18 protein-coding genes are annotated in these 26093 nt (G+C 71.0%); 10 read left to right on the top strand and 8 right to left on the bottom strand.

Annotation, left to right across the window (positions count from 1 at the left end; all coding sequences use genetic code 11):
- Window positions 1-123: 123 nt before the first annotated feature.
- The 6 genes from GTY47_RS39885 to GTY47_RS39860 form a co-directional block, all read right to left on the bottom strand.
- Entirely contained in the window at window positions 124-1722 is a 1599-nt protein-coding gene (locus GTY47_RS39885; protein WP_010042547.1) for a glycoside hydrolase family 43 protein, read from the bottom strand.
- A 124-nt stretch (window positions 1723-1846) separates the two neighbouring features.
- On the bottom strand, window positions 1847-2761 hold the full coding sequence (locus GTY47_RS39880; RefSeq protein ID WP_010042541.1) for a carbohydrate ABC transporter permease: 915 nt from the start codon (window positions 2759-2761) through the stop codon (window positions 1847-1849).
- Window positions 2761-3645, bottom strand: a complete 885-nt coding sequence (locus GTY47_RS39875; RefSeq protein ID WP_029181363.1) for a sugar ABC transporter permease — start codon at window positions 3643-3645, stop codon at window positions 2761-2763. The genes GTY47_RS39880 and GTY47_RS39875 overlap by 1 nt, the downstream gene beginning before the upstream one ends.
- Window positions 3646-3653: 8 nt before the next feature.
- A complete protein-coding gene (locus GTY47_RS39870) occupies window positions 3654-4991 on the bottom strand; it encodes an extracellular solute-binding protein (protein ID WP_010042535.1) in 1338 nt (445 codons plus the stop codon).
- 389 nt (window positions 4992-5380) lie between these two features.
- A complete protein-coding gene (locus GTY47_RS39865) occupies window positions 5381-6469 on the bottom strand; it encodes a LacI family DNA-binding transcriptional regulator (protein ID WP_010042533.1) in 1089 nt (362 codons plus the stop codon).
- 1067 nt (window positions 6470-7536) lie between these two features.
- Window positions 7537-8550 (bottom strand): hydroxyacid dehydrogenase, encoded by a 1014-nt coding sequence (locus GTY47_RS39860; RefSeq protein WP_010042531.1) that lies wholly within the window; start codon window positions 8548-8550, stop codon window positions 7537-7539.
- 500 nt (window positions 8551-9050) lie between these two features.
- Between GTY47_RS39860 and GTY47_RS39855 the strand changes: the two genes are divergently transcribed.
- The 7 genes from GTY47_RS39855 to GTY47_RS39825 all read left to right on the top strand — a co-directional run bounded on the left by GTY47_RS39855 (window position 9051) and on the right by GTY47_RS39825 (window position 20455).
- Window positions 9051-10400: an extracellular solute-binding protein gene (locus GTY47_RS39855; protein WP_010042528.1), complete on the top strand. Its 1350-nt coding sequence runs from the start codon at window positions 9051-9053 to the stop codon at window positions 10398-10400.
- Complete coding sequence (locus GTY47_RS39850) at window positions 10397-11392, top strand: sugar ABC transporter permease (protein ID WP_010042527.1); 996 nt, start codon at window positions 10397-10399, stop codon at window positions 11390-11392. The genes GTY47_RS39855 and GTY47_RS39850 overlap by 4 nt, the downstream gene beginning before the upstream one ends.
- Window positions 11389-12252 (top strand): carbohydrate ABC transporter permease, encoded by an 864-nt coding sequence (locus GTY47_RS39845; RefSeq protein WP_010042526.1) that lies wholly within the window; start codon window positions 11389-11391, stop codon window positions 12250-12252. Before GTY47_RS39850 ends, GTY47_RS39845 begins: the two co-directional genes overlap by 4 nt.
- Window positions 12253-12295: 43 nt before the next feature.
- Entirely contained in the window at window positions 12296-14080 is a 1785-nt protein-coding gene (locus tag GTY47_RS39840; RefSeq protein ID WP_010042525.1) for an Ig domain-containing protein, read from the top strand.
- Between the two features lie 19 nt (window positions 14081-14099).
- Window positions 14100-17441 carry an alginate lyase family protein gene (locus tag GTY47_RS39835; protein ID WP_040903484.1) on the top strand — a complete coding sequence of 1114 codons (3342 nt, stop codon included), beginning with the start codon at window positions 14100-14102 and terminating at the stop codon, window positions 17439-17441.
- 26 nt (window positions 17442-17467) lie between these two features.
- The gene (locus tag GTY47_RS39830; RefSeq protein WP_010042512.1) at window positions 17468-18715 is read left to right on the top strand and encodes an alginate lyase family protein; all 1248 of its coding nucleotides are present in this window, start codon (window positions 17468-17470) and stop codon (window positions 18713-18715) included.
- Window positions 18716-18838: 123 nt separating this feature from the next.
- Window positions 18839-20455, top strand: a complete 1617-nt coding sequence (locus GTY47_RS39825) for a carboxylesterase family protein (protein WP_010042510.1) — start codon at window positions 18839-18841, stop codon at window positions 20453-20455.
- Here the strand turns inward: GTY47_RS39825 and GTY47_RS39820 are convergent.
- Together GTY47_RS39820 and mmuM are read right to left on the bottom strand one after the other, a co-directional pair.
- Window positions 20408-21505 carry a LacI family DNA-binding transcriptional regulator gene (locus GTY47_RS39820; protein WP_010042509.1) on the bottom strand — a complete coding sequence of 366 codons (1098 nt, stop codon included), beginning with the start codon at window positions 21503-21505 and terminating at the stop codon, window positions 20408-20410. The genes GTY47_RS39825 and GTY47_RS39820 overlap by 48 nt on opposite strands.
- A gap of 156 nt (window positions 21506-21661) precedes the next feature.
- Complete coding sequence (gene mmuM, locus GTY47_RS39815) at window positions 21662-22573, bottom strand: homocysteine S-methyltransferase (RefSeq protein ID WP_010042507.1); 912 nt, start codon at window positions 22571-22573, stop codon at window positions 21662-21664.
- 131 nt (window positions 22574-22704) lie between these two features.
- Between mmuM and GTY47_RS39810 the strand changes: the two genes are divergently transcribed.
- Genes GTY47_RS39810 through GTY47_RS39800 form a run of 3 tightly spaced genes read left to right on the top strand, consistent with a single transcriptional unit; the run spans window position 22705 to window position 26093 of the window.
- Entirely contained in the window at window positions 22705-24099 is a 1395-nt protein-coding gene (locus GTY47_RS39810) for an amino acid permease (RefSeq protein ID WP_010042505.1), read from the top strand.
- A 9-nt stretch (window positions 24100-24108) separates the two neighbouring features.
- Window positions 24109-25224 carry an aminoglycoside phosphotransferase gene (locus tag GTY47_RS39805; RefSeq protein ID WP_010042503.1) on the top strand — a complete coding sequence of 372 codons (1116 nt, stop codon included), beginning with the start codon at window positions 24109-24111 and terminating at the stop codon, window positions 25222-25224.
- Between the two features lie 41 nt (window positions 25225-25265).
- Window positions 25266-26093, top strand: a complete 828-nt coding sequence (locus GTY47_RS39800) for an MOSC N-terminal beta barrel domain-containing protein (protein WP_010042501.1) — start codon at window positions 25266-25268, stop codon at window positions 26091-26093.

The following is a 26093-nucleotide window of genomic DNA, read 5'->3' as shown; positions in this document are numbered from 1 at the left end:
CGGGCAGAAAGCGCTTCCTACTGTAGGTGGGGCGCAGGACGGCGGGAAGACAAGTGAATTCACCGGTTCTCGCCGGTCAAAACTTTCGAAACCCCGAACAACGTGATCAGTCGGGTGTGAAGGTCAGCCGGAACAGGTCAGGCGGAACCCCGTGAAGTCCGCCGTGAACGCCGCGTCGACGAGGTCCCGGGCGTGGATGCCCGCCATCGCACCGGTGAAGCGCAGCCGGGACCCGTGGTCGTCGGACAGCCGGCTGAAGTCCAGGGCCGGGCCGATCGAGGTGCGCGCCCCGTCCCGGACATGCCAGAAGCGTGCCTCGGCCCCCTCGACCGTCACTCCCAGCGTCACGGCCGCCGCCACCGGAACGTCCACGACGGCGACCTGCCGTGTGTCCCCCTCGTCACGCTCCACGAGGCTGAGCACCGTACGGCCCCCCGTCCCGGACGTGCCCCGCCACTGCTGTCCGCACTGCCGCTCGCCCTCGGGCTCCGCCCAGGTCAGGTCCAGGCTGAGATACGCCTCGGGGTTGTACCAGAGCACCAGCCCGGCGGCCTGGGTGAAGGTGACCGGCCGCGCCTCGACGGTGACCTCGGCCTCGGCGCGGTGCTCGGTGACGCGCTGGGCCAGCAGGCTGCTCGCCCAGCGGGACTCCGGCCCGTGCCGGCCGCGCAGCCGGATCCAGCCGGGCCGGGACGTCGTGTCGGCCCAGGACGGGTCCGGCGGCTCGCGCAGGGAGCTCCACGGCCAGGACAGACCCTCGGGCGGGGCAGCAGGGGGCAGCGGGTGCGGCCGCGTCGGCACGTCGACCTCCACCGCCGGATGCCAACCGCCCTGCCGCAGCCGGGGCCAGCCCTCCGCGTCCCAGGTCACCGCCTGGATCGCGGTCTCCCGGCCGAGCGGGCAGCGGCGGCCCTGCGGCGTGTGCAGCGGACGGGCCGTCAGATGGCCGAGCAGCCACTGCCCGTCCGGCGTCTCGACCAGCTCGCCGTGCCCGGCCTTCTGCAACGGCACGCCCGGGTCGTCCCGGGTGGTCAGCAAGGGCCGTTCGTCGAGTTCGTACGGCCCGGTCAGCTCCCGGCTGCGGGCCACCCGCACCCCGTGCTCCCAGCCCGTGCCGCCCTCCGCGAGCACCAGGTAGTACCAGCCCGCGTGCCGCAGCAGCTTCGGTCCCTCGATCAGCCGGTCGTGCTGGAGCAGCAGACGCGTCCTCCCGAGGGGCGCCAGGGTCTCCCGGTCCAGCTCCGTGACGACGATCCCGGCGAACCTCCGGCCGCCCGGCCGGTGGTCGTTCTGGAGGTTCAGCAGCCACAGCCTGCCGTCCTCGTGGAACAGGGCCGGATCGAAGCCGTGGCTCGCCACCCGGCGCGGCGCGCTCCATGCGCCGCTCACCTCGGTGGCCGTCGAGACGTACGTGTCCAGGTCGAAGTACGGCGTGCCGACCGAGCGCACGACGGTGTACGTCACCCAGAACCGTTCCCCGTCCCAGCTCAGCGACGGCGCCCAGATGCCCCCGGAGTCGGGCACCCCGGCCAACGAGCCGCCGGGGGCCGCGCCCCGGACGTGCCCCGCGTACTCCCAGTGGGCCAGGTCGCGGGAACGGTGGACCGGGATCGTCGGGAACCACTCGAAGGAGCTGGTCGCCACGTAGTACCAGTCGCCGACCCGGATCAGGGAGGGGTCGGGGGCGAAGCCGCGGAGGACGGGGTTGTGCAGGAGGGTCACGTGGGGGCTCCGGGAGGGACGGGCACCCGGGGGCCGCAGGGAGTCAGGGTCACCTGCGGCCCCCGGGAGTCAGGGAGAGGCGAGGGAGATCACTTGAGGGGGCCGAACATCTCGAGGACGCCGATCACTTGAGGGCGCCGAGCGTCACGCCCGTCCGCCAGTAGCGGCGCATCGCGACCATCATGATCGCCATCGGCACGATGGACAGCAGCGCGCCCGTCAGCACCAGGCCCGTGAGGTCGATGCCCGACTCCAGGCGGGTGCCGGTCCAGTTGTACAGGCCCAGGTTGAGCGTCCAGTTCTCCTTGCCGCGCAGCACGGTCAGCGGCAGGAAGAAGGCGTTCCAGGTGTTCACGAACGCCAGCAGGAACACCGTCGCGCCGCCCGTCGTCATCATCCGCAGCACGATGCTGAAGAAGATCCGCAGCTCGCCGGCGCCGTCGATCCGGGCCGCCTCCAGCAGCTCGTAGGGGATCGTCGCCTCGGTGTACACCTTGGCCAGGTACACGCTGAACGGGTTGATCAGACACGGGATCAGCATCGCCCACGGGGTGTCCACCATGCCGAGCGCCGAGAACAGCAGGTACAGCGGGAGCGTCAGCAGGGCGATCGGGATCAGGAACGAGCCCACGACACACGCGAAGATCGCGTTGCGGCCGGGGAAGTCGAACCGGGCCAGTCCGTAACCGGTGGCGAGCGCGATCAGCGTGCCGCCGAGCGAGCCGACCCCGGCGTACAGGAACGAGTTGGCCGTCCACCGCAGGAAGATGCCGTCCTGGTAGGTGAACACCTGTTGCAGGTTGTCCCACAGGTGCCAGCCGGAGAACCACAGGCCGTTGCTCTGGTACAGCGCCGTGCGGTCCTTGGTCGCGGCGACGATCAGCCACCACACCGGGAACAGGCTGTAGACGCTGGCCAGGATCAGCCCGACCAGCAGGAAGCGCTGACCGCCCCGCCCGCGGGAGGCCGCGTCCGGGCGGGTCAGGCGCCGGACGCTGCGGACGGGGGGCCGCTCGGTGGTGTGCTCGGTCAGCACCATCAGTCGGCCTCCTTCGAGGTGAGCCGGTAGAAGAGGAAGGAGGCCACGCCCAGGATCAGGGCGAGCAGCACGGACAGGGCCGCCGCGTAGTTGTAGTTGCCCGCGTTGAACGCCTGGTTGTAGATGATCATGATCGGGGTGAAGCTGTCGCTGACCGTCTGCGGGGTGATGTTCCGGAACAGCGCCGGCTCGTTGAAGATCTGGAGCATCTGGATGATCGACAGCAGACCGGTGAGTACCAGCGCCCCGCGCACGTACGGGATCTTGATGCTGCGCGCGATCCGCAGCTCGGAGGCGCCGTCGAGCCGGGCCGCCTCGAACAGCTCGCGGGGCACGCCCTGGAGCGCCGAGTAGATGATCACCATGTTGTAGCCGATGCCGTGCCAGGTCAGCAGGTTGCCGATGGACGGCCACACCATCGACGGCGCGAAGAAGTTCCAGTCGAACCCGAGGGCCTTGCCGATCGGGGTGAGCGGGCCGACGTCCGGGCTGTAGAGATTGACCCACACGATCGCCGCGACCACGCCAGGGATCATGTACGGCACCAGCAGCAGGATGCGGAACCGGCTCGCCACCCTGGAGGTGACCGCGTCCAGGAACAGCGCCAGCAGCAGGCTGGTCAGCAGCATGAACGGGATCTGCACACAGGCGAAGAGCACCACCCGCAGGATCGAGTTCATGAACGCCGAGTCCGTCAGGCCCTGCGTGTAGTTGTCGAGCCCGACGAACTCCGTCGTGGCGCCGCCGAGCCCGAGTCCGGACTGCTTCTCCGTGAACAGCGACTCGTAGACGGCGTAGCCGATCGGGAGGAGGTACAGGAAGACGAAGCCGAGCTGGAAGGGCACCGTGAACGCGGCACCCTTCCAGCGCATGGAGCGAATCATCGAATGCCTCAGCCCTTGACGCTGATACCGCGGGACTTCAGGTCCTTGACCGTCCACTGCTGCATGTGCGCGAGCAGGTCGGTGACCGTCTGCTCCTTGTTGACGACCTTGGCCCAGCCCGCCTGGAGCTCGGTGAACATCGCGGTCCAGTTGGGCCCGAAGGTCCAGTCGGTGGTGACGGTGCCCAGGCTGTCCGTCACGACCTTCTGCGCCGGCTCGTAGTTCCTGCCGAGCAGCTTCTGCGAGATCGACTCACCGACGTAGGCCTTGCTGTCGGCCAGCGCCGGCATCACGCCGTTGCCCGTCTCCGGGCTCGCCATCGTCTTGACGGCGTCCTGGTTCGTCGACATCCACAGCGCGGCATGCGCCGCCTGCTCCTGGTTCTTGCACTGCTTGGTCACCAGGGTCACGCCGCCGGTCAGGTTGGTACCCGCGGGCGTCTTGGGCGCCTCGCCCTTGTACGTCGGCCACGGGGCCAGGGCCCAGTCACCGAAGGACTTGGTGAAGTTCTGCACCATGCCGGCCATCTGCCAGGTGGAGATCTGCCGGGTCGCGGTGGCGCCGGTGTCGTAGCTGCGCTGCACGGCCGCGTAGTCGGCGAAGGACAGCTTGGCGTTCAGGTCGTTGTCGATGATCTCCTGGATCACCTTCGCGGCCTTGAGGGTGCCCTCGTCCTGGAAGTCCACCTTCCAGGCGTCGCCGTCGATCGAGTACCAGTGCGCACCGGCCTGCATGGCGAGCACCTCCAGGGTGCTCGGGTCCTCACCGGCGTAGTTGGTGATCTTGATGCCGTGCTTCTTCAGCTCCTTGCCCGCGGCGATGAAGTCGTCCCAGGTCGCCGGGGGCTTCAGGCCGTACTTCTGGAAGATGTCCGTGCGGTAGATCGTGAACTGGGGCGCCGAGCTGGTGGGCACGCCGTAGAGCTTGCCCTGCACCTGCGCGCTCGCCCAGGCGCCGGTGTTGAACTTGTCCTTCTCGCCCTCGACGTAACCCGTGATGTCGGCGAGCGCGCCCTGCGAGACCCAGCTGGTCACGTACTCGGCGGTGTTCTGCACCAGGCAGGGGGCGTTGCCGGCCTTCACCGCGTTGGTCAGCTGCTTCTGCATGGTCAGCTGGTCGGTGACCTTGGTGTACTTCAGCTGGATGTCCTTGTGCGACGCGTTGAACGCCTTGACGACCGCCTCCTGGCCGTTGGCCCAGCCCCAGAAGGGGAGGGTGACCGGGCCGGACTTCGACGCGGCGTCGTCGCCCGAGCCGGATCCGCCGCAGGCGGAGAGCAGACCTGTCAGCGCGATGCCCGCGACAGCGGCGGAGGCGAACCTTCTCCGGGGGCTGGTGAAGTTCATCTGACCGTGATCCTTCGGAATAGGCGTTCTCAGAACGAGAGGACGGCAGCGGCTCGGTTGTGCTGGCCAGGAACGGCGGCCGGAAACCGTCGGCTCGCGGTTGCGGGGGGTTCGGCCAAGCGGAAGCAGAAGCAGAAGCTGTAGTAAGCGGTTGCTGGGACGGTAGGCGGCTGGCTCGGCTCTTAGCAAGAGGCGCGCGGAAATTTGTTACGGCGGATCGTCCGCCCGGTCATCTCCGGACAGGCGGCGGACGCTCGCGCGTGGCCTCGCATACACGCAGGTCAAGGCGGTCTCGGACACGCCGGTCCAGGGCCTCGGCGGGTGCGCCGCCGAAACGTCGAACGGGCCGCAAAGTCCCTGGAAAACGGTTACGTAACGACCTCTGGTCGTTATCCGTGCTGCCCCCGGGGCTGCACCGAGTTGCGGACCACGACATGCGTACCCAGCACCAGATGATCGCCGTCGGCGCTCTTGCGGCGCCCCGCGCCGCCCTCGCGCCGGTCGGCCACCGCGCGCAGCGCGACGCGGCCCATCTCCTCGTACGGCACGTGCACGGTCGTCAGTTGGGGAGTGAGCTGGGACGCGAGCGGGATGTCGTCGTAGCCGACGATCGAGACGTCCTCGGGCACCCGCAGACCGGCCGCGCGCAGCGCCTGCATGGCGCCCGCCGCGACCACGTCCGTCCCCGCGAGCACGGCGGTGAAGTCCGGCGTGTCGTGCAGGGCCGCCTCGACGGCCTCGTAGCCGTGCTCGTAGTCGTACGGGCCGTGCCGGACCATGCCCGCGTCGAACGGCACGCCGTACGCCTCGAAGGCCCGTTGTGCTCCCCTCAACCGGCCCTGCGCCGTGGTCAGTTCGGCATGCCCCGGCAGGACCAGGACGCGCCGGTGACCGGCCGACAGCAGGTGGCTGGCCATGGCGTAGGCGCCGCCCTCGTTGTCGTAGTCGACGGTGGTCGCCGGGACGTCGCCCTCCAGCGGGGGCCGGCCCACCAGGACGAGGTGCGAGCCCGCCGCGTCCAGGGAGCGGGCGAAGCGGGCCATGCGCAGCTGGTACTCGTCGTAGTCGTACGCGCCGCCGAGCAGGATCACGGCCGCCACGCCCTGCTGGCGCATCAGGTTCACCAGGGCCAGCTCCCGCTCCGGGTCGTCGCCCGTCGTGCCGACCAGGGAGAGCCAGCCGCGCAGCGTGGCGGCGCCCTCGACGCCCTTCGCGACATGTGCGAAGGCGGCGCCGGTGATGTTGTTGATGAGGATCGCCACCGTCGGTGTGCCGCCGCCGGCGAGCGAACGAGCATGGGCGTTGGTGACGTAGTCCAGGTCGCGGACCACCTTCATCACCCTGCGGCGCAGCTCCTCCGACACCGGGTAGTTGCCGGACAGCACCCGTGAGACGCTGGCCACGGAGACGCCGGCCCGCTCCGCGACGTCGCGAATGGTCGCCCGTCCGGCGTCGCTCGTCGCCTTGCGCTGACTCACCCTTGCGGCTCCTTCACCGTCGTGGCTCGATCCGGCGCCGGGGCTGTGCCCCCACCCGTGCGGAAACCGTATCCCATCGTTACTCCAGGGCTGGAGGCCTTGTGGACGGCGGGGCTGGAGGACCCTGCCGACGTGCTTCGAGCTGTACGGGCTGCCGTGCAACCGGTCCGGGCTGGGGTGCCGTGCCGACGGCTGGATGCGCGCCGTGCCCCTCGCCGGGTGGGGTGCCGTGCCGCGGGCTGGGTGGGGTGCCGTGCCGTGGGCTGGGTGGGTGCCGTGCCGTGGGCTGGGTGGGCTGTCTGCCGGGGGGAGCAGGAGGTCGCCTTGCTGAGGGCCGGGCGCGCTGCAGTGACGCAGGGTGGACGGCCTGCTGGGCAACCCGTCCGGGGTGGGCTGCCTGGCCTTGGGTCCGGCCGGTCGCTGTGTCCTGGTTCGGGTTCGTCGCTGTGCCGCAGGCTGGACGCGCTGCGGGGCCCAGGTGCGGGTGGGTTGCCTGGCCTTGGGTCCGGCCGGTCGCTGTGTCCTGGTTCGGGTTCGTCGCTGTGCCGCAGGCTGGACGCGCTGCGGAGCCCAGGTGCGGGTGGGCTGCCCGGCCTCGGGGCCGGCCGGTCGCCTTGCTCTGGTCCCGGCTCGTCGCACTCTCGCCCGCTGGACGCGCTGCCGGACCCTGGGCCAGGCCGATCACCGTGACGCGGTCGGCCCCCGCCGCCCTGCCGCGCCGCAGTTCGCACGCGCCGTAAGCCGACCGCGCTGCCGTGCCCCAGGTCGGGCTCGCCGCCGTGGCGCAAACCAGGACGCGCTGCCGCGTCGGCGGTCCGCACGCCCAGCCTGCCGCGCCCCCGACAGTCCCAACGCCCTGGCCTTGACGTGCCCTCGGCGGTCCCGGCCCCCCGCCCTGACGCGCCCTCGGCGGTCCCGGCACCCCCGCCCTGACGCGTCCCCCGCGGTCCCGGCCCCCCGCCCTGACGCGTCCCCGGCGGTACCGACACCCCGCCCTGACGCCCCCCGGCAATCCCGACGCCCCGCCCCGCCGCGCAGGCGGCCCCCGCCGCCGCCCCACCCAGCCGTCACGCCACCCGCGCGAGATCCGCGTGCCGCACCTCGTGGGCCGGCGGCAGGCCGGCCACCAGGCGTTCCAGTTCCTCGACGACGATGCGGCCGAGCCGCTCCAGTTCGTTGCCCAGTGAGCCGGCGATGTGCGGGGTGAGGAACACGTTGGGCAGGTCGTACAGCGGGGAACCGGCCGGCAGCGGCTCCGGGTCCGTCACGTCGAGGACCGCGCTGAGCCGGCCGGAGACCAGCTCGTCGGCGAGCGCGTCATGGTCGACCAGCGCGCCGCGGGCCGTGTTGATGAGCACGCCGCCGTCGCGCACCAGGGCGAGCCGGTCGCGGTCGAGCATGTGGTGGGTCTCGGGGATGTCGGGGGCGTGCAGACTCACGATGTCGCTGTGTCTGAGCAGCTCCTCCAGCGACAGCGACTCGGCACCGAGGGCGGCTGCCTCGGCCGCACTCACGTACGGGTCGTGCAGCAGGACGGTGAGGTCGAACGGCCGCAGCAGCTCCAGCAGCCGGCGGCCCACCCGGGACGCGCCGATGACACCCACCCGGCGGCCGAGGTTGCCGGTCGCCGCGGTCTGCGCGGGACCCGGGTAGGTGTGCGTGCGGCGGAAGCGCTCGCGGTGGTCGAAGGCGTCCTTGCCCACGAGCAGGATCATCGCGAGCGTGTACTCCGCGACGGGCAGGGCGTTGCCCGTCACCGCGCTGGACACCTTCACGCCGCGCTCCCACAGGACGTCGCCTACCAGGGAGCGCACGGAGCCGGCCGCGTGCAGGACGGCGTCCAGCTTCGGGGCCGCCGCGAGGGCGCCGGCGTCCAGGTGCGGGCAGCCCCAGCCGGTGATCAGCACCTCGGCACAGGCCAGGGCGGCGGCCGCGGCCGGATCGGTGAAGTCCCGCACGACCAACCCGGGGTCGATGTCGGCCGTGCGCCTCAGCCGCTCCATCAGCGGCGGAGGAAAGAGCAGCGGGAGGTGTACCGGGTCCATCGCGAACACGGCCCGCGGCAGTTGAGGGCTGGGCATGACTCTCCTGGAGCAGAGGATAGAAACAGTTTCAGAAAGCGTCTTCTACCGTAGGACCGACGGGAAGCGTCGGTCAATCGACAGGGCCGGGGCGCCCGGTGCGTGTGTGAGGTCGAAGTCGCCGACCCTTCGGCGCAGCTCGGCATGGGCAGGTTCTGGAAATCGATTACCGATGTTTCAGCGAGCGGTGACGGAGCCGGACCGCACCGCTGTCGGCACGTGAGCACCCGGACAAGCGCGACGGCAACCGGTTCCCGAGTTGCTGCCAATGGGAGTTCTCGGACGTCCCTGGTCAGGGCGGTCCGGTCGTCCGTGGACGGCTCGATCACAACGCCCGAAAACAGGGCTCATCGGCACTCTGGCTGATGAAGCCGAGGTTACACAGTCTTTTCGAAAATTCGTCAAGGCTCTTGACGCGCCATCCCGACCGCAAGAAGCTCTGCCCCACGCACAACAACCGGTTGCCGAGCGGGCCGGACAAGCAAGGAGGTGGTGCGTTCATGCACCCACATGCTGGTGCTTCCCTGAGCCGCCGCCGTTTCCTCGCCCTGTCCGCGGCCGGCGCCGCGACCGGCGCGGTGGCGCTGAACGGCTGTGCGATGCAGGTCTCCGGCGGTGTCAGCGGCGGCGGCGAAACGGTCACGCTGATGGTCAAGCCCGACGACATCTCCCCGGAGCTGGTCAGACAGGCCCAGAAGGACATCGGCGTCAAGATCGTCACGGTGCGCTACGACATCACCAAGCTCATCGGCATGATGACCAACGGCGCCCCACCCGACCTGGTCCGCGGTGTCGGCGCCACCGACGCGCCCTACTTCGCGGCGCGGGACGTGATGGAGGACCTGGACCCCTACTTCGCCAGGAGCGGCGTCCTCAGGGTCGACGACCTGGACCCGGTCAACGACCTGTGGCGCTTCGACGGCCGTACCCAGGGCAAGGGCCCCCGCTACGGCATGGCGAAGGACTTCTCCCAGGACTCCATGTTCTGGTACAACACCGCCCTCTTCGACGAGGCGGGCGTCGACTACCCGCCCGAGACCGAGCCGGTCACCTTCGAGGAGTGGCTGGAGAACGCCAAACGGCTCACCCGGCGCAAGAGCGGCCAGACAACCGTCTTCGGCGGCAGCTACAACGGCGTGTCCACCCCCAACCTCCTGGCGAGCCTGACGGTGGCGGCGGGAGGGAGCCTGTTCAGCGACGACTTCTCCCGGGTCGACTTCACCACCCCCGAGGCCCGCAAGGCGCTGAACTGGTACATCGAGTACGGCCGGACCCGGGTCGGCCCCAGCATCATCCAGCCGGACCCCAACGCCTGGGACGGGCCCACGTTCCAGGCGAACCGCATGGCCATGTCCAACTCCGGCTACTGGCTCGGCGGCCTGATCAACGCGGACAAGAAGCTGGCGCCACTCGCCCGCCTCGCCCCGGCTCCCAAGTTCGAAGGCGGTCAGCGGATCAGCCCCTGCCAGGCCGGCACCGGACTGTGGATGCCGAAGAAGGCGAAGAACAAGGACGCCGCCTGGCGGGTCTTCGAGTGGTTCTTCGGCGAGGGACCCGCCAAGGCCCGCGCCTCCAGCGGGTGGGGCATCCCCACCCTGAAGTCCCTGCGCCCGCTGATGCCCGCCCAGGAGGACTACCAGAAGCGGGCGCTGAAGGTGCAGAACGCCGAGCTGAAGCACTTCTCGGTGATCGCCTACACCCCCTACGCCACGGCGGACTCGCTCTACGCCCTCTTCAACCAGGAGGCTCCGGCCGCGATGAACGGCCGGATGTCCGTCGACGCCCTGGCGGGCCGCCTGAACTCGGCCATGAACGAGCAGCTCAAGCGCGGTAAGGAGCAGGTGGGATGACGGTCGACCAGATATCGGTCACGGGGCGGACCGGCCCGGCCACGAGTGCCGGCCGCACCACGCCGGCCCGCCGGCCCCGGCTGTCCATGACCGCCCGCAGGCATCGCGCTTTCTACCTGTTCACCTCGCCCTGGATCCTCGGTTTCCTGCTGCTGACGATCGTGCCGATGGCGTACGCGCTGTGGCTGAGCTTCACCACGTACGACGGCATCTCGCCGCACTGGCGCTACGTCGGCGTCGGCAACTACTCCGAGCTGTTCTCCGACCCGCAGACCTGGAACTCCCTGGGGCGCACCGGCCTGTTCGCGATCACGTCGGTGCCCCTGTCGATCATTGCCGGGCTCGGGCTCGCCGTCCTGGTCAACCGGCCGATCAAGGCGCGCGGGCTGTTCCGCACCTTGCTCTACCTGCCGGCCGTGGTGCCGCCGGTCGGTGTAGGCCTCACCTTCAAGGCGCTCTTCGACCAGAACTCCGGTGCCGCCAACGGCGTCATCACCCTGTTCGGCTTCGACGCGCTGGGCTGGCTCGCCGACCCCTACGCCCGCTACGTGCTGCTGATGAGTGTGCTGTGGGCCGCCGGAAACATCATGATCATCTCGCTGGCGGGCCTCCAGGACGTGCCCCGGGAACTCCACGAGGCCGCCCGGATCGACGGGGCGAGTGCCTGGCGGACCTTCCGCAGCATCACCGTGCCGCTGCTGTCGCCGGTGCTGCTCTTCCAGACGGTCACCGGCGTGATCGCCTCCGTGCAGACCATCATGCCGCTGCTGCTGTCACCGGACGGCACCACGGCCGGCGTCACCGCCCTGCCGCAGTCCAACTACCTGTACATGATGCACGTCTTCTCGCAGTACTTCGCGCTCGGCCGCTACGGCTACGCCTCCGCACTGCTGTGGCTGCTCTTCGTTCTGATCCTCATCGTGACCGGACTCATCTTCAAGTTCACGTCCGGCGTGGTGTTCTACAACGTCGACCCGGAGGCGAAGAAGTGACCGCCACCAGCCTGCCCCCGAACTCCGCGCCCAGGGTGCGGGTGCGCGTCAACCGCCTCGTCCTCTACACGGTCCTCGTCGCCCTCACCGGGCTGTTCATCGGCCCCTTCGGCTGGCTCGTCCTCTCCGGCCTGAAGAACCCCGCGGAACTGGCCGCCTCCCCCGTGCACTGGCTGCCCACCCACGTCCAGTGGCACAACTTCGCCGACGCCTTCCATCTGATCGACTTCCTCGGCTACGCCCGCAACTCCCTGATCATCGCCCTGATCTACGCCACGCTCGTCACGCTCAGCTCGGCCTGGGTCGGCTTCGGCTTCGCCCGCCTGGACGCGCCCGGCAAGAAGACGCTGTTCGGCATCCTCATCGGTTCGATGATGCTGCCGCAGATGATCACCCTGCTGCCGACCTACCTGATCTTCGCCAAGCTCGGCATGGTCGACACGTACTGGCCGTGGGTGTTCTGGGGACTGGCGGCCGCCCCCTATCTGGTCTTCCTCTTCCGGCAGTTCTTCGCCGGGCTGCCCCGTGAGCTGGAGGAGGCCGCGATCGTCGACGGCTGCGGCTACGGCACGATCTTCTGGCGGATCTTCCTCCCGCAGTCCTGGCCGGTGCTGTCCGCGAGCTTCGTGATCGCCTTCACCTGGTCCTGGGGCGACTACATCGCCCCGCAGTTGCTGCTGTCCACCGACAAGTCGACGCTGGCCGTCGCCGTCATGACGACCTACGTGACGTCGGCCGGAACGCCCGTCACCAACCTCCAGGCCGCGGCCTCCGTGATGTACGTCGTGCCGATCCTGCTGGTCTTCCTCGTCGCCCAGCGCGGTTTCGTCGCGGGGATGTCCACCACCGGCCTCAAGTGACCTGCTGTATCTCTCACCTCTCTCATACTGAAGGACCTTCTCCATGAACGACGCCCTGAGCACCGGCCTGTCCCGGCGCACCGTTCTCCAGGCCGCGGGTGCCACCGTCGCCGCCTACTCACTGATCGGAGCGGCAACCGGCGCCGCACGAGCGGCGGACGGACCCGCATCGACGAACAAGCTGGTGGTCTACCCCATCCCGAGCGGGGTCCCCACCAACTCGAGCTACTCCGTCAAGGCCCGTACGCCGGGCGGGGAATGGCGGACGGTGCCCGTCTACCGCGCCAGAGCGAAGCAGATCGACGCGAACACCGGCAGCGGCCCGGTCTTCAACTCCTCCGTCGCCACGTTCGACTTCAAGGGCACCGTCGAGGTCGCCGTCACCTCCTCCAAGGGCACCATCGGCACCGCGCGGATCCGCCCGCTGTCCTACGACATCCCGTTCACGGTGGACGGCGCCACGGTGACCTTCACCCTCACCGAGCCGCGCAACCTCTCCATCGAGATCGACGGCGACCTCTTCAACAACCTGCAACTGCACGCCAACCCGATCGAGTCGAACGCGCCCGGCCCCGACGACCCCGACGTCATCTACTTCGGCCCCGGCCTGCACAAGACCACCGACAACGTGGTGAAGGTGCCCAGCGGCAAGACGCTCTACCTGGCCGGCGGCGCGGTGCTGACCTCCCGGGTGGAGTTCCACGAGGTGGAGAACGCCCGGATCATCGGCCGCGGCGTGCTGTACAACACGGCGAACGGCATCCTGGTCGAGTACTCGAAGAACATCGAGATCGACGGCATCATGGTGCTCAACCCGAGCAGCGGCTACTCGGTCACCGTCGGCCAGTCGAAGCAGGTCACCGTCCGCAACCTGCACTCCTACAGCCACGGCCAGTGGGGTGACGGCATCGACGTCTTCTCCAGCGAGGACGTCCTCATCGACGGCGTCTGGATGCGCAACTCCGACGACTGCATCGCGATCTACGCCCACCGCTGGGAGTACTACGGCGACTGCCGCAACATCACCGTCCGCAACTCCACCCTCTGGGCGGACGTGGCGCACCCGATCAACGTCGGCACGCACGGCAACACCGACAAGCCGGAGACCATCGAGAACCTCGTCTTCAGCAACATCGACGTCCTGGACCACCGCGAACCGCAGATGGACTACCAAGGCTGCATCGCGCTCAACCCCGGCGACAGCAACCTGCTGCGCAACGTCCGCGCCCAGGACATCCGGGTGGAGGACTTCCGCTGGGGCCAGCTGATCAACATGCGGGTCATGTTCAACAAGTCGTACAACACCTCCGTCGGGCGGGGCATCGACGGCGTGTACATCCGGAACATGACCTACACCGGGACGCACGCCAACCCGTCCGTCATGGTCGGCTACGACGCGGACCACGCCATCAAGAACGTGACGTTCCAGAACCTCGTCATCAACGGCAAGTTCATCGGCAACGGGATGAAGAAGCCGGGCTGGTACAAGTTCACCGACATGATGCCGGCGTACGCCAACGAGCACGTGATCAACCCCCGGTTCCTGAACTCCACCGAGGCCACGTCCACCGACAAGCCCGCGATCACCAGCGCCGACAAGGCCACGGCCACCAAGAACCAGGTCTTCAACTACCTGATCACGGCCGGCGAGCTGCCGACGTCGTTCAACGCCGACGGGCTGCCGAAGGGCCTGGACATCGACACCGCCACCGGTCTGATCTCCGGTACCGCCGAGGACAACGTCGGCACCTTCACGGTCACCGTCTCGGCCACCAACAGCGTGGGCACCGCGACGCAGACCCTCACGCTCAGCGTCCAGCACGCGTGACGCGGCCCTTTTCAGAACCATGGAGTCACCCGTGCATCCTTTCAGCCGACGGTCCTTCCTCGGTGCGGCAGGGCTCGTGGTCGCGGCCGGCGGCGGACTGCTGTCCGCCGCCGGCGCAGCGGCGTGGGCCCAGGACGACAAGACCCGGCTCCGCGCCTTCACGCACCCCGGACTGCTGCACAGCGCCGACGACCTGGCCCGGATGAAGGCCGCGGTCGCCGCGAAGGAATCCCCGGTCTACGACGGCTACCTCGCCCTCGCCGCCCACGCGCGCTCGAAGGCGACGTATGCCGTCCAGAACACCGGCCAGATCACCTCCTGGGGCCGCGGCCCCACCAACTTCCAGAACCAGGCCGTCGCCGACTCGGCGGCCGCCTACCAGACCGCGCTGATGTGGTGCGTCACGGGGGAGAGGGCGTACGCCGACAAGTCCCGCGACATCCTCAACGCCTGGTCGGCGTCCCTGACGGCCGTCACCGGGGCCGACGGCCCGCTCGGCGCCGGGCTCCAGGCCTTCAAGTTCGTCAACGCCGCCGAACTGCTGCGGCACAGCGGCTACGACGGCTGGGCCAAGGAGGACGTCGCGCGCTGCGAGGAGTCCTTCCTGCACGTGTGGTACCCGGCCGTCTCCGGCTACATGCTCTACGCCAACGGCAACTGGGACCTGACGTCCATTCAGTCCGTCCTGGCCATCGGAGTGTTCTGCGAGGAGCCCACCCTCTTCGAGGACGCACTGCGCTTCGCCGCCACCGGCGCGGGCAACGGCAGCGTCCCGCACCGCATCGTCACCGAGGCGGGACAGGGCCAGGAGTCCGGCCGCGACCAGGGCCACGAACAGCTCGCCGTCGGCCTGCTCGCGGACGCCGCGCAGGTCGCCTGGAACCAGGGCGTCGACCTGTACGCCTTCGACGACAACCGGCTGCTGAAGAACGTCGAGTACGCCGCCCGCTACAACCTCGGCGGGGACGTACCGTTCGTCCCCGACCTGGACCGCACCGGCAAGTACATCAAGACGTCCGTCTCCGCCGTCGGGCGCGGAAACCTGCCCCCGATCTACGAGATGGCCTACGCGCACTACGCGGGCGTCCGGGGCCTCGACACCCCCTACACCAAGGCGGCCGTCTTCCGCGGCACGGGCGGCGCCCGGGTCGTCGAGGGCAGCAACGACGACCTGCCGAGCTGGGGCACCCTCACCTTCGCCGGCACGAAGCCCCCCGCCGCAGCCGAGCCCACGGCTCCGGCCGGTGTCACGGCGGTGGGCGGCGACAAGTCCGTCACCGTGGCCTGGCTGCCGTCGGCGTGGGCCGAGTCGTACACGGTCCTGCGGGCCACCGGCGCCGACGGTCCGTACGAGACGATCGCGACGGGCCTCGACAAGCCGGAGTACACCGACCGTGACGCCCGCCCGGGCAGGCCCTCCTACTACACGGTCACGGCCACCAACTCCCAGGGCACCAGTACCCGTTCCGCCTGGGCGGCGGCGGTCCCCGGGCTGCCCGACCCCTGGGCGACGCGGGACGTCGGGGACGTGAGGATCCCCGGCTCGGCCGTGTTCGACGGCGAGCGGTTCGTGCTGGAGGCGTCCGGCACCGCCGACACCCACCGCCTGGCGTACCTGCCGCTGCGCGGCGACGGCACGATCACCGCGCGGATCGTGTATCCGCTCAGCTCCCAGTACTCCAGGATCGGCGTGACCGTACGGGCCGGCCTGGACGCGGACGCCGCCCACGCCGCCATGCTGATCCAGGGCCTGCCCCTGCACACCTGGAGCGGCGTGTGGTCCGTACGGCCGAAGGCGGGAGCCGCCGTCAAGGGCACCGGCAGCACACCCGTGCCGCCCTCCCAGCAGCAGTCGATCACGACGAGCGCCGCCTTCCCGATCTCCTCCCTCGGCGCCCTGCCCGAGTCGGCGACCCCGCTGACGGCCCCGTACGTCGAGGGCGCGGGCGACGGCTACCGGCTGCGCATGCCGTACTGGGTCCGTGTGACCCGCCGCGGCGACCGCTGCACCGGCGCCATCTCCCCGGACGGCATCCGCTGGACCGAAGTCGGCTCCAGCGATGTCGAGTTGGGAAACACCGCCTACGTCGGTCTCAGCCTCACCTCCTGCCTCGGCGTCGACGAGGACTACGCCGAGACCGGCACCGGCGCCTTCGACAACGTCAGCGTCGTCTCCCGGACCGCCGGCGAGGTCTGGTCCGTGCCCCGCCCCGCCCTGCCCGCCGGCGACCTGCGGGCCACCGCGGGCGCCGACGCGGTCGAGCTGGCCTGGACCGACCCGGACCTCTCGGCCCGCTACAGGGTGCTGCGCGCCACCGCGGCCGACGGCCCCTACGAGACGATCGCCACCGGCATCGGCGCGGTCGGCTTCGGCACCCGCCTCCGGTACGCCGACGCCACCGGCACCCCCGGCACGACGTACCACTACGCCGTCGCCAAGACCAACTGCGCCGGACGCGGCCCCCTGTCGGAGTCCGCCACGTCGACGATGCCGACGCCTTCCAAGCCGCGACTCACCTCCGCCACCACCACCTTCGCCAACAAGGGCGTGCCCTTCAAGCACCTCCTGCGCGCCTCCCACGAACCGATACGGTTCGCCGCGGACGGGCTGCCCGACGGCCTGCGCGTCGACAAGCGCACCGGCCTGATCTCCGGAACGCCCACCCGGACGGGCGAGTTCAAGGTCACCATCACCGCGGGCAACGCCGCCGGAGACGCCGCCGGCACCCTCACCCTCACGGTCGGCACCCCGCCGCCCGCGCCCTGGACCTACGGCGACCTCGGCGACGTCGTCCTCGACGACCGCGCCTACGGCACCCTCGGCGTGGTCGCCGTCCGGACCCCCGGCAGCACCGCCCACGAGGACGGGACCTTCGTGGTGCGGGGCGCCGGAACCGACCTCACCGTCAACAACCAGGGCATGACCGGCCAGTTCGTACGACGGCCCGTCACCGGTGACTGCCAGGTCACCACCCGTCTGGTCTCCCGCGCCGGTGCCACCGGCGACCGGGTCGGCCTGCTCATGGCCAAGTCCCTGTCGCCGTTCGACCAGGCGGCCGGGACGATCGTCACCGGCGGCACGAGCGCCCAGCTGATGCTGCGCCCGACCGTCGCCGGCAAGTCCACGTTCACGGGCAACGCGGCGGTCACCGCCCCCTGCCTGCTGCGGCTGAAGCGCACCGGGACGCACTTCACCGCATCCGTCTCGTCCGACGACGGCGCCACCTGGACCCCCCTCGCCGAAGGAGACATCCCCGGCTTCGGTGACGCCCCCTACTACGTGGGCCTCGTGGTCTGCTCCCGCGACCCCCTGGCCCGCAGCACCACCGAGTTCGACGAGGTGAGCATCACCTCCATGTAATCCCGCCACGGATGGGAGACCCCCACATGAGCCGCACGTCCCCCCACGCGCACCACGAGGGCGGCCGGGTGAGCCGCCGCGGTCTGCTCAAGACCGCCGGCGGCCTCACCGCGGCCCTCGCCCTCGGCGCCACCGCCACCGCCACCACGGCGGACGCGGCCCCGGCGACCTTCACCCACCCCGGCATGCTGCACAACGCCGGCGACATCAACCGCGCCAAGGTCAGGGTCGCCGCGGGCGACGACCCGTGGGCCTCCGGCTGGCGCAGGCTGACCGCCAACTCCCACTCGGTGTCCACCTGGACGCCCCGCCCCACCGCCACGATCATCCGCGGCGGCACCGGCGAGAACTACCCCCAGCTCTACAACGACATCCACGCCGCCTACCAGAACGCGCTGCGCTGGCACGTGGGAGGCACCGCCGCGAACGCCGACTGCGCGGTGCGCATCCTCAACGCCTGGTCGGCCACGCTCACCAGCATCACCGGAAACGCCGACCGGTACCTGGCCGCCGGCCTCTACGGCTGGCAGTTCGCGAACGTCGCCGAGCTCATGCGCGGCTACGCCGGGTTCGACCTGGGCCGGTTCAAGACGATGATGCTCAACGTCTTCTACCCGCTGAACGACCGGTTCCTCCGCGAGCACAACGACGCCTGCATCACCAACTACTGGGCCAACTGGGACCTGTGCAACATGGCCTCGATCATGGCCATCGGGATCCTGTGCGACGACGGCGCCAAGTACGACCAGGCCGTCACCTACTTCAAGAGCGGCGGCGGCAACGGCCAGATCCAGCGGGCGGTGCCGTTCCTGTACTCGGGCGTCGAGGGCTACGACCTCGGCCAGTGGCAGGAGTCCGGCCGCGACCAGGGCCACACCGTCATGGGCATGGGGCAGATGGGCGCCCTCTGCGAGATGGCGTGGAACCAGGGCGACGACCTCTACTCCTACGACGGCCGCCGCTTCATGAAGGCCGCCCAGTACGTCGCCAAGTACAACCTGAACATGAACGTGCCCTACACGACCTACACGTGGGGCAGCGGCCAGAACTGCTCCCAGCAGTCACAGACCGTGATCGGCTCCGGGTCCCGCGGCCAGGTCCGCCCGGTGTGGGCGATGCTCCACTACCACTACGGGCGGCGCCTGCTCCTCGACGACAAGTACATCGCCCAGATGTGCTTCTCCGTCGCCCCCGAGGGCGGAGGAGGCGACTACGGCACCACCAGCGGCGGCTTCGACCAGCTCGGCTTCGGCACCCTGATGTACGCCAAATAGCGTGTCCGCTGCCCAAGAGTCCGCCAAATAGCGGTCAAGCCGGCTCGTGCACCGGAATACCGATGGGCGATGTGGTGCTCTGGTGTTCCCGGTGCACGAGCGCGGCGAAGGGCTGGTGGGCGTATGACGGCAGGCCGGACGGATCCCGTGGTCAGGAGCCCGTACGGGGCCGTACGCGGCCGGTACGAGCGGGGAGTCGCGGTCTTCCGCGGCATCCCGTACGCCGCGCCCCCCTTCGGTCCCCGCCGCTTCCGCCCGCCCGTGCCCCTCCCGCCCTGGGACGGCGTACACGACGCCGGTGCCTTCGGCCCCACCCCGCCGAAGCCCCCGTACTCCGAGGCCTTCGCGCACTACCTGTCCGACCCGGTCGTGCCGGGCGACGACTGCCTCAACCTCAACATCTGGACCCCGGAGCCGGACCCCGGGGCCCGGCTCCCCGTCCTTCTCTGGCTGCACGGCGGCGCCCTCACCAGGGGTTCGTCCGCCGTCCCCGTCTACGACGGCCATGCCTTCGCCCGCGACGGCGTGGTGTGCGTCTCGGTCAACTACCGACTGGGAGTCGAAGGCTACGGACTGTTCCCGGACACGCCCCCGAACCCCGGCCTGCGCGACCAGATCGCCGCCCTGACCTGGGTGCACGAGGCCATCGAGGCCTTCGGTGGCGACCCGGGCCGCATCACTCTCTTCGGTCAGTCCGCCGGGGCGATCAGCATCGGCGCCCTCATCGCCGCCCCGCAGACGCAGGGGCTGGTGCGGCGGGCGGTCCTCCAGAGCGGGCCGCCGGAGGCGTCCGAGCGGGCCAAGGTACGGCGGATGGTGCGCCGCATGGCCTCCCGGCTGAAGATCCCCGCCACCGCCGAGGCCTTCGCCGCCGTCGACCGCGACCTCCTGCTGCACACCCAGGCCGAGGTGGGCAGGCTCAGCAGCCCGGTGGTCGGCGGCCCCGCCTTCGGCATCGTCATCGACGGCGACACCGTCCCGCGCGACCCCCTGGAGGCCCTCACCGAGGGCGGCGCCGCCCCGGGCGTCGAACTGCTGCTGGGCTGGACCCGCGACGAGTACCGGCTGTGGCTGGTGCCGGGCGGCCTGCTGGACCGCGTCGACCGCCTCGGAGCAGTCGCCCTCGCGGGGGCCATGGCCCGCTGCCACTGCGGCAGCGAGGTCCCGCGCGGCTACCGCGCCCTGCACCCCGAGGCGGGCCCGGCGGAGATCGTGGGCCAGCTGGTCACCGACCACCTCCTCCGCATGCCCCTGCACCGCCTGGCCGACGCCCGTAGGGAACCGTCGTACGTCTACGAGTTCGCCTGGCCCTCGAACCTCCCCGACCTCGGCTCCTGCCACGCGCTGGAGCTCGGCTTCGTCTTCGACACCGGGGAGGTCCCGGAGGCCCGCAAACTGGCCGGAGAGGGCGCCCCGCAGGAACTGGCCGACGAGATGCACGCCGCCTGGGTGCGCTTCGCCACGGACGGCGACCCGGGCTGGGAGCGCTGGGACGAGGCGCACCCGGTGCGGATCTTCGGAGACCGCGCACCGGACGCCGAGAACGGCCTGGCCTACACGGCGTACGGCCCCCGGGACCGCGAACTCGCCCTCTGGGCGACCGACGCGACCGACGCCGCCGTCCCGCCCGAGGAATCCACACCGGCATCGGCCCCTGCCGACGGTTCGCCCAGCCGCAGTGCGGAACTGCGCTCAGCCGTACGGCGACTGCGCCGCACCGGCGCGCTCCGCCGGCACTGACGGCGGCGGACCCACCGAGTCCCGCACCACCACGTGGGTGCCCAGCAGCAGGTGTTCGTCCGGGGCGCCCGGTGTGTGTTCGAGGGCTGTGCGGACGGCGAGGCGGCCGAGTTCCTCGTAGGGGACGTGGACCGTCGTGAGGGCCGGGTGCAGGTCGCGGGCGAAGGAGATGTCGTCGTAGCCCGCGAGGGAGACGTCGCCGGGGACGGTCAGGCCCGCCTCGTGCAGGGCGGTGAGGGCGCCCGCCGCGACCATGTCGGTGGCGGCCACGACGGCCGTGAAGTCGAGGCCGTCCTTGAGGGCCTGCTGCATGAGGCGGTGGCCCGCGTCGCGGGTGAAGTCGCCGTGCAGGAGGAGGGACGGGTCGGGGGTCAGGCCCCGGGCCCGGTGGGCCGCGAGATAACCGCGTTCGCGGCCCAGCGCCGTGGTGTGGTCCGCCCGGCCGCCGAGGAACAGCACCCTGCGGTGGCCCTGGGCGAGGACGTGGGCGACCAGGGTGTAGGCCCCGCCCTCGTTGTCGTACTCGATGACCGTCACCGGGGCACCGGGGTCCAGCGGTGGTCGGCCGCAGAGGACCAGGCGGGAACCGGCCGAGGCGAGGGAGTCGGCCATGCGGTGGGTGCGTTCGCGGTACTCGGGCGTGTCGGCGGTGCCGCCGACCAGGATCACGGCGGCGGCGCGCTGGGCGCGCATCATCTCGACGAACTCCAGCTCGTGCCGGACGTCGCCCTCCGTGCTGCACACCAGGCAGAGGTGGCCGAGACGGGTCGCCTCGCGTTCCACGCCGTGCGCCATGTGCGCGAACGACGGGCCGGTGATGTCCTCCAGTACGAACGCCAGCGTGGGCGTGGCGACGCCCGCGATCGCCTTCGCCCGCGCGTCCGCGACGTAGTCCAGCTCACGGACCGCCCGCATGACGCGTCCGCGCGTCGCCGCGCTCACCGGGTACACACCGCCGAGCACTCGTGACACCGTCGACGCCGAGACCCCCGCGCGGGCCGCCACGTCCCGGATGGTGCTGCGGCTCGCGTCCCCGCTCTTCCTCGTCATGACTGCCTCGTCTCTCCCGGGCGCCGGTCCGCACCCACCCCTCGGGAACTGCGGCAACGCCATGGCAACCGGTTCCCTGGACGGAGGCTAGCAGCGGGGCGGGGACGGGAGGAGGGTTGTGCGCGGACTGGTGCCCCGGCGGCGGCACGTCGCTCCTTATGCCGCCCCCAGCGTTCCCGCGATGCCCGAGATCGCCTCCGGGCCCACCCGGCAGCAGCCGCCGATCAGGCGGGCGCCGGACTGCTGCCAGCCCTTCACCTGACCGGCGGTGAAGGTGGAACGGCCGGTCCAGGCGCGGGCGTCGGCGTTCCAGGTCTCGCCGCTGTTGGGGTAGACGACGACGGGCTTGCCGGTGACCCGGGCCGCGGTCGCGGCGGCGGTGTCCACGTCCTCGGGCGCGCAGCAGTTCACGCCGACCGCGATCACCTCGTCCGCGTCGGCGGCCAGGGCGAAGGCCTCCTCCAGCGGCTGCCCGGCGCGCGTGCGGCCACCGGCGACGGAGTACGTCAGCCAGGCCGGCACCCCGAGCCCGCGCACCGCCCGCAGCAGGGCGGCGGCCTCGTCGGCGTCGGGGACCGTCTCCAGCGCGAGCACGTCGGGGCGGGCTGCGGCCAGCACCTCCAGGCGGGGGCGGTGGAAGCGCTCCAGTTCGTCGACCGTGAGGCCGTAGCGCCCCCGGTACTCGGAGCCGTCCGCGAGCATCGCCCCGTACGGGCCGGCCGAGGCCGCCACCCACAGCGGGCGGGGGACGCGGGCGAGCCGGGCCGCCTCCCGTGCCAACTCGACGCTGAGCGCCATGAGTTCGGCCGCCCGGTCGTGGTCGATCCCGCGCTTGGCGAAGCCCTCGAAGGTGGCCTGGTAGCTGGCCGTGATCGCCACGTCCGCGCCCGCCCGGAAGTAGGCGAGATGTGCCTCGGTGATCGCCTCCGGCCGCTGCGCGAGCAGCCGCGCCGACCACAGCTCGTCGCTCAGGTCGTGCCCGGCCGACTCGAGCTGGTTGGACATGCCGCCGTCGAGGACGACCGTCCCGGCGGCGAGGGCTTCGGCGAGGGTGAGGGTGCTGGTCATACGGACGACCGTAGTCCAGATCCGGGCGCGGACCCCAGCCGATTGTGTCCAGTACATGAACAGGTCGCCCAGCATGTGGGATGGCGGGTTACGATCACGGCCCTCCCCCTCTCCGCTCGTCAGGAACGCCCATGACCGTCCCCAGCCCCGCCGAGGCCGCCGAACCCGTCGAGCCGGCCCCGGCGCCCCCTCCCCGCCGCACCTTCGGCCTCGCCGCCGCCACGGCCCTCGTCATGGGCAACATCATCGGCGGCGGCATCTTCGCCCTGCCCGCCACCGTCGCCCCCTACGGCACGGTCAGCCTGCTCGCCTTCGTGGTGCTCTCGGTCGGCGCGGTCGCCCTCGCCCTGCTCTTCGGCAGTCTGGCGCGCCGCAGCCCGGTCACGGGCGGGCTGTACGTCTACCCGCGGGACGCGTTCGGCGAGTTCGCCGGGTTCCTGTCGGCCTGGTCGTACTGGACGATGTGCTGGGTCAGCATCGCCGCCCTGGCCGTCGCGGTCGTCGGCTACGTCGACGTCCTGATACCTCTGCACGGCAACCACGTCCTCCAGGCCGTCGTCGCCATGGCCGCTCTCTGGCTGCCCGCCGCCGCCAACTTCGCGGGCACCCGCTGGGTCGGCACGGTGCAGGTCGTCTCCACGGTCCTGAAGTTCGTACCGCTGCTCCTGCTGGCCACCATCGGCCTGTTCTTCGTCGACACGGACAACTTCGGCCCGTTCAACGCCTCCGGCCAGAGCGTCTCCGGCGCGCTGGCCGCCTCCGCCGCGCTGCTGCTGTACAGCTTCCTCGGCGTCGAGTCGGCCGCGGTCAGCGCGGGCGAGGTCCGCGACCCCGAGCGCACCGTCGCCCGGGCGAGCGTCCTCGGCACGCTGGCCTCGGCCCTGGTCTACATCCTCGGCACCGTCGCCGTCTTCGGTCTCGTCCCGCACAGTCGGCTCGTCGACTCGGGCGCCCCGTTCGCCGACGCGGTGAACGCCCTCACCGGCAGCTCCTGGGGCGGCACGGCCGTCGCCCTGGTCGCCGTCGTCTCGATCACCGGCTGCCTCAACGGCTGGATCCTCATGGCCGCGCAGATGCCGTACGCCGCCGCGCGTGACGGTCTCTTCCCCGCGCCCTTCGCCCGGGTCGGCAAGGGCGGCGTGCCGGGCTTCGGCGTCTGGGCCTGCGCGGTGCTCGGCACGCTCCTCATCGCCCTCAACTACACGGCGGGCCCGGACACCACGTTCCGCGTCCTCGTCCTGATCACCACGTTCACCGGCTGCGTGCCGTACCTGCTGTCCGCGGCGGCCCAGCTGTACTGGCTGGCCCGCGGCACCCGCGACCGCGTCCGCCCGGCGGGCCTGGTCCGCGACCTGTCCGTCGCCGTCCTCTCCTTCGGCTTCTCGTTCTGGCTGATCGCGGGCGCCGGATACGCCGCCGTGTACCAGGGCGTGCTGTTCCTGTTCGCCGGGATCCCGGTGTACGTGTGGCTGCGGGGACGCAAGGACAAGGCGGAGGCGACGGACAAGGCGGAGGCTGCGGCATAGCATCGGGGCATGCCCGAGGTCGCTGTCGCTGATGCCGAAGTACGTGAGGTCCTGGGAGTCCCGGCGGGGAAGGCGGTGTTCGAGCCGCTCACGCACAACCCGTGGAACGGCGTCACGGCCGGAGTGTGGCGAGTCACCGCCGGCGGGCGTTCGGCCGTACTGAAGGTGCTGACGCGGACCAAGGAGACCAGCGTCACCTGGGCCGCCTCCAACGACCCACGGCACTGGAACTTCTGGCGCCGCGAGGCGTACGTCTACCGGTCGGGGCTCGCCCAGGTCTGGCAGCCGCACGGCCTGCGCGCGCCCCGGCTGCTGGCCTGCGCCGAACGCCCCGACGGCGACCTGGCGTTGTGGCTGGAGGACGTGCCGGGCGAACCGGCGACGGCCTGGCCGCTCGCCCGGCACGTCGAGCACGCGTACCGGCTCGGGGCCGCGCAGGGCGCGGTGGGTGCGGGGGAGGACCGGCCGTGGCTGTCGCAGCGCTTCCTGCGCGACTACACGGCCGGCAGGACGACGGGCCAGGACCTGCTCGATGACGACGAGGCCTGGCGACACCCCCTGGTCCGGGAGCACTTCCCGGCGGGCCTGCGCGAGGACATGGTCCGCCTCCACCACGACCGCGAGTGGTTCCTCACGGTCATGGAGTCCCTGCCGCGCGCCTTTAGCCATCTCGACCAGTGGCCGGCCAACGTCCGTTCCGACGGCCGCGACAGTGTCGTCCTCGACTGGGCGTTCGCCGGGGACGGCGCGCTCGGCGAGGACCTCGGCAACTACCTCCCCGACTGCGTCTTCGACCTGTTCGTCCCCGCCGCCGACCTCCCCGGCCTGGCCAAGGCGGCGTACGACGCCTACCTGCACGGCCTGCGCGAGAGCGGCTGGCGTGGCGACGAACGGCTCGTACGGCTCGGCGTGTGCGCCTCCGCCGTGAAGTACGACTGGCTCACCGCACTGCTGCTCGCCCGGGCGGGCGACGAGCAGCCGGCCTACGGCGGCCGGGGCACCGTCCCCGCCCCGCTCCGTTACCGCGAACGCGCCCTGGCCCTCGCCTTCCTCGCCGACCGGGCGGCCGAGGCCCGGCTGCTGGCACCACAGCTCGGCTTTCCGCAGGCGCCGAGCGGCCGCTGACACCGGGCGCCTCACGCTCGTTGCCGGGAGAAGGGAAGGGCATGGCCCGGGTCGTCGAGTTGTCGTACTACCCCGTCAAGGGATGCGCCGGGACATCGGCGACCGAGGCGCTGCTGACCTCCGCCGGACTGGTGCACGACCGCAGCTTCATGGTCGTCAGCGAAGAGGGCGTGTACCGGACCCAGCGCCGGGACCCCCGGCTGGCCGTCATCCGGCCCGCCGTCACCGCCGACGGCGAACGCCTCACGCTCAGCGCGCCGGGGACCGAAGCCCTGCACGTCCCTGTGGACACCACCGGCACCCGGCGGACAGTGGACCTGTTCGGGACCGCCTACCGGGGCATCGACCAGGGCGACGCGGCAGCCGACTGGCTTTCGGAGGTGCTGCGCGCCCGGAGCCGGCTCGTGCGCGTACCGCCGGAACACGACCGGGTGACGGACGGTCTGACACCCGGCACCTCCGGCTACGCCGACAGTTGCGCCCTGCACGTCGTCTCGCGCTCCACCCTCGGCCTCCTCGACCGGAAACTGGGCGAACGTGGCACAGGCCCGCTGCCCATGAACCGGTTCCGCCCCAACATCGTGCTCGACGGCTGGGACGAACCGCACACCGAGGACCGTGCCCGACACCTCCGTATCGGCGACACCGAACTGGGCTATGCCAAGCTCGCCATCCGCTGCGCCGTCACCCTGGTCGAGCAGGAATCCGGGGCCAGGGCGGGCCCGGAACCGCTGCGCACCCTCGCCGGCTACCGGCGCGCGGCCGAGGGCGGCGTCGCCTTCGGCGCGAAGTTCGCCGTGCTGCGGCCCGGCAGGGTGTCCGTCGGCGACGACGCGGTCGTCACGTCGTGGGGGGAGTCCGAGCAGTGA

It is taken from the genome of Streptomyces sp. SID5464 (genome assembly GCF_009862985.1).
Classification (GTDB): domain Bacteria; phylum Actinomycetota; class Actinomycetes; order Streptomycetales; family Streptomycetaceae; genus Streptomyces; species Streptomyces chartreusis_D.
Note: the sequence above shows the minus strand (reverse complement) of the source record. Positions and strands in the feature narration are given on the sequence as shown.

Excerpts from the sequence above, each read along its gene's own strand:
- GTY47_RS39880 (WP_010042541.1), bottom strand. The coding sequence starts at position 2,761 with ATGGTGCTGACCGAGCACACCACCGAGCGGCCCCCCGTCCGCAGCGTC.
- GTY47_RS39875 (WP_029181363.1), bottom strand. The coding sequence starts at position 3,645 with ATGATTCGCTCCATGCGCTGGAAGGGTGCCGCGTTCACGGTGCCCTTC.
- GTY47_RS39870 (WP_010042535.1), bottom strand. The coding sequence starts at position 4,991 with ATGAACTTCACCAGCCCCCGGAGAAGGTTCGCCTCCGCCGCTGTCGCG.
- GTY47_RS39860 (WP_010042531.1), bottom strand. The coding sequence starts at position 8,550 with ATGCCCAGCCCTCAACTGCCGCGGGCCGTGTTCGCGATGGACCCGGTA.
- GTY47_RS39855 (WP_010042528.1), top strand. The coding sequence starts at position 9,051 with ATGCACCCACATGCTGGTGCTTCCCTGAGCCGCCGCCGTTTCCTCGCC.
- GTY47_RS39850 (WP_010042527.1), top strand. The coding sequence starts at position 10,397 with ATGACGGTCGACCAGATATCGGTCACGGGGCGGACCGGCCCGGCCACG.
- GTY47_RS39840 (WP_010042525.1), top strand. The coding sequence starts at position 12,296 with ATGAACGACGCCCTGAGCACCGGCCTGTCCCGGCGCACCGTTCTCCAG.
- GTY47_RS39835 (WP_040903484.1), top strand. The coding sequence starts at position 14,100 with ATGGAGTCACCCGTGCATCCTTTCAGCCGACGGTCCTTCCTCGGTGCG.
- GTY47_RS39830 (WP_010042512.1), top strand. The coding sequence starts at position 17,468 with ATGAGCCGCACGTCCCCCCACGCGCACCACGAGGGCGGCCGGGTGAGC.
- GTY47_RS39825 (WP_010042510.1), top strand. The coding sequence starts at position 18,839 with ATGACGGCAGGCCGGACGGATCCCGTGGTCAGGAGCCCGTACGGGGCC.
- GTY47_RS39820 (WP_010042509.1), bottom strand. The coding sequence starts at position 21,505 with ATGACGAGGAAGAGCGGGGACGCGAGCCGCAGCACCATCCGGGACGTG.
- mmuM (WP_010042507.1), bottom strand. The coding sequence starts at position 22,573 with ATGACCAGCACCCTCACCCTCGCCGAAGCCCTCGCCGCCGGGACGGTC.
- GTY47_RS39810 (WP_010042505.1), top strand. The coding sequence starts at position 22,705 with ATGACCGTCCCCAGCCCCGCCGAGGCCGCCGAACCCGTCGAGCCGGCC.
- GTY47_RS39805 (WP_010042503.1), top strand. The coding sequence starts at position 24,109 with ATGCCCGAGGTCGCTGTCGCTGATGCCGAAGTACGTGAGGTCCTGGGA.
- GTY47_RS39800 (WP_010042501.1), top strand. The coding sequence starts at position 25,266 with ATGGCCCGGGTCGTCGAGTTGTCGTACTACCCCGTCAAGGGATGCGCC.